General features: G+C 37.6%; 5 protein-coding genes. 3 read left to right on the top strand and 2 right to left on the bottom strand.

Annotated features, from left to right (window positions below; all coding sequences use genetic code 11):
* Window positions 1-98: 98 nt before the first annotated feature.
* Window positions 99-572, bottom strand: coding sequence for a divergent PAP2 family protein (locus J416_RS14620; protein ID WP_003475008.1), 474 nt, complete (start codon window positions 570-572; stop codon window positions 99-101).
* A gap of 137 nt (window positions 573-709) precedes the next feature.
* Window positions 710-1,420, bottom strand: coding sequence for a purine-nucleoside phosphorylase (gene deoD, locus J416_RS14615; RefSeq protein ID WP_003475007.1), 711 nt, complete (start codon window positions 1,418-1,420; stop codon window positions 710-712).
* 221 nt (window positions 1,421-1,641) lie between these two features.
* Between deoD and J416_RS14610 the strand changes: the two genes are divergently transcribed.
* The 3 genes from J416_RS14610 (at window position 1,642) to J416_RS14605 (ending at window position 2,840) form a co-directional block, all read left to right on the top strand.
* The gene (locus J416_RS14610) at window positions 1,642-1,902 is read left to right on the top strand and encodes a phosphocarrier protein HPr (RefSeq protein ID WP_003475005.1); all 261 of its coding nucleotides are present in this window, start codon (window positions 1,642-1,644) and stop codon (window positions 1,900-1,902) included.
* Between the two features lie 117 nt (window positions 1,903-2,019).
* A complete protein-coding gene (locus tag J416_RS15990) occupies window positions 2,020-2,184 on the top strand; it encodes a hypothetical protein (RefSeq protein ID WP_003475003.1) in 165 nt (54 codons plus the stop codon).
* A gap of 74 nt (window positions 2,185-2,258) precedes the next feature.
* On the top strand, window positions 2,259-2,840 hold the full coding sequence (locus J416_RS14605; RefSeq protein WP_003475002.1) for a superoxide dismutase family protein: 582 nt from the start codon (window positions 2,259-2,261) through the stop codon (window positions 2,838-2,840).

Genomic DNA, 2,840 nt, shown 5'->3' with positions numbered 1-2,840 from the left:
TTTTGCCTAAGCGGTATGTAAACTTGAACTTAAATGTTCGGATTTTTCCTTTCTAATTACTCTTTTGTCCCAGTCTCTTTTTCATCATTCATTATGTATTAGAATATTGGATAAATAAGAAAAGCAAGGAGTAGCCCAGTAATTGCACCGAAGAAAACTTCAATGGGCTGGTGTCCGAGAAGTTCCTTTAGCTCTTTTTGTTTTTCATATTCGCCTTTTTTACTCCATCCTTTGGCTTCAGAAATAAAGTAATTAAAGTCTTTGACGAGTGTGTTTAATAAAATCGCATGTTCTCCCGTCTGCCTTCGTACCCCTGTTGCGTCAAACATAATAATAATGCTGAAAACACAGGAGATGGCAAATACCCCTGACGATAATCCGTGTTCCATACCTATACCTGTAGTTACGGCTGTCACAGCAGCAGAATGGCTACTTGGCATGCCGCCAGTGCTTAGAAATAATCCCGGTTTCCATTCCTTTGTAGCGATGAAGTGGATGGGGATTTTTACAGCTTGGGCAAATATAATGGCAAGTAGAGCAGACCATAGTGGGAAATTGTCCAACAGATCCAAAACGAACATCCTCTCTATATCTAACATTGGCCAAAAGCCAACTGATGTATCTTACGCCAACTACATTATAGCACAATTACCTATCACATGTGACGAGGTGAATTGTTAAGAAATATAAAGATAGTGGCTTCATCCTCTTAAAATTGCATGGCTGTCTCGAGTGAGATGTCAATCATGTCGTTAAATGTTGTTTCGCGTTCTTTTGCAGTTGTTTCTTTGCCTGTAACTACATGATCTGAAACAGTAAGGACCGACAATGCCCGGCGATTAAATTTAGCCGCTAACGTATAGAGAGCAGTGGATTCCATTTCAATCGCCAATACATTATATTGTTCGAATAATTGGATCAGTTCATCCATATTATCACGATAAAAACTATCACTACTGAATACATTGCCGACATGTAAAGAACGTCCCTTTGATTCTCCAATGTCATAAGCTGTCTTTAATAACGAAAAGTCTGCAGAAGGTGCATAATCAATGCCACCAAAAATCATTCGGTTCATTTGTGAATCTGTTGAAGAGGTACTAGCAAGAATCACATCTCTTACCTGAATATCCTTTTGAATAGCACCGCATGAGCCTACACGGATGAAGTTTTGTACGTCATAACTTTGAATCAGTTCATTGACATAGATGGAAATGGAGGGTAACCCCATTCCTGTTCCTTGGACCGAGATTTTCTTTCCTTTATATGTACCCGTATACCCATACATACCGCGCACGTCGTTATAACAAAATACATTTTCTAAGAAATGTTCTGCAATGTATTTTGCGCGCAATGGATCCCCTGGTAATAAAACGGTATCTGCTACATCATTTTTCTTTGCACCAAGATGAACACTCATGTAATTCCCCCTGTCATAAAAAATTAGATTTGTCATAAAATTATCATAAGAATGTGGGAAATACAAATAGAACTAATATAGGTACTAAAATTTGAAAAGATAATTCATATTAGTTTCTAAATGCAGTGAAATTGTATATAATAGATTTAGTTAACCCTTTCACAAATACAGAAACAATAGGTGATACCCGTTTGGATTAGTTGAAGAGGAGGAAAAAGTAAATGAAAGAACAAACGTTTACAATTAGTAGTGACACAGGTATTCATGCAAGGCCAGCTACATTACTGGTAAATAAAGCAGGTCAGTATGAGTCACATGTTGAGTTGCATTATAATGGGAAAACAGTCAATTTAAAATCAATTATGGGTGTGATGTCACTCGGTGTACCAAAAGGCGCTGAAGTTCGTATTACCATCGATGGTAATGACGAAGAACAAGCGATGGATGGAGTTACTGAGACGATGCATGAGTATCTTGCATAATAAACCGGTTACAAAAAGCTAGCCCTCTAGAGCTGGCTTTTTTCGTGAGATAACGTTTCATATCTTACATAATCACTTGATAATGTGATATGGTAATGATAAGGATGTGATGTTACCATGATGGAGTTTTTATACTTTCCAGAAGATAAAACAGAATACATTCCAGCTGTCATTATGTTACTTGTATTTATGATAGGTGCAGCTGTCGCGATGTATTTTATTCGTCGAATTTCTAAAAAAGAAGAAAAAGAATGGAAACAACGATATAAAGATTTACAATAAGGTGAATATGAGGTTTAATGATGGTCTTTTTTGTCCATACTAGAGAGAGAAGATGAAAGAAAGGTAGATCTAGTATGTACATAAAAAAGATAATGCTATCTGTTTGTCTACTCATCTTAGTTGGATGTCAAGCGGAAGAACGCTCACCACTCGACGTTCGTTTGTATAATACAGATGATGATGCCATTGGTACCGCTACCTTTAAAGAAGAAGCAGACAAAGTGACGGTGAAAGTAAAGGTAGAGGGATTAGAGCAAGGGTTACATGGTATTCATATTCATGAATATCCTAAATGTGATGCTCCCGATTTTCAAACAGCTGGTAATCATTTTAATCCTGAGGGTAGTGAACATGGACTCATGCATCCAGATGGTGCGCATTTAGGAGATATGCCGAATATTGAAGTAGAAGCAGATGGCACGGCAGATGCTGAATTAGAATTACCGGGTGCCACACTGATGGATGGTAACAAATCATTGTTAAGAGAAAGTGGTACATCGATTATTATTCATTCAAGTCAAGATGATGGTGTTTCACAACCAGCTGGCAATGCAGGAGAACGAATCGTCTGTGGTATCATCAGCTTGGATGAAGCCACACAAGATGAAAAACCATCTGATCCAACCGAAACAAATGAAGATAAAGAAAAGAAGTAA

This window comes from Gracilibacillus halophilus YIM-C55.5, assembly GCF_000359605.1.
Taxonomy (GTDB): Bacteria; Bacillota; Bacilli; order Bacillales; family Amphibacillaceae; genus Gracilibacillus; species Gracilibacillus halophilus.
The sequence above is the reverse complement of the archived record's forward strand: the minus strand, read 5'-3'. Positions and strand labels throughout refer to the sequence as shown.

What these genes read in the sequence shown, in the direction of transcription:
- J416_RS14610 (WP_003475005.1), top strand. Translation starts at nt 1,642, where the DNA reads ATGAAAGAACAAACGTTTACAATTAGTAGTGACACAGGTATTCATGCA.
- deoD (WP_003475007.1), bottom strand. Translation starts at nt 1,420, where the DNA reads ATGAGTGTTCATCTTGGTGCAAAGAAAAATGATGTAGCAGATACCGTT.
- J416_RS15990 (WP_003475003.1), top strand. Translation starts at nt 2,020, where the DNA reads ATGATGGAGTTTTTATACTTTCCAGAAGATAAAACAGAATACATTCCA.
- J416_RS14605 (WP_003475002.1), top strand. Translation starts at nt 2,259, where the DNA reads ATGTACATAAAAAAGATAATGCTATCTGTTTGTCTACTCATCTTAGTT.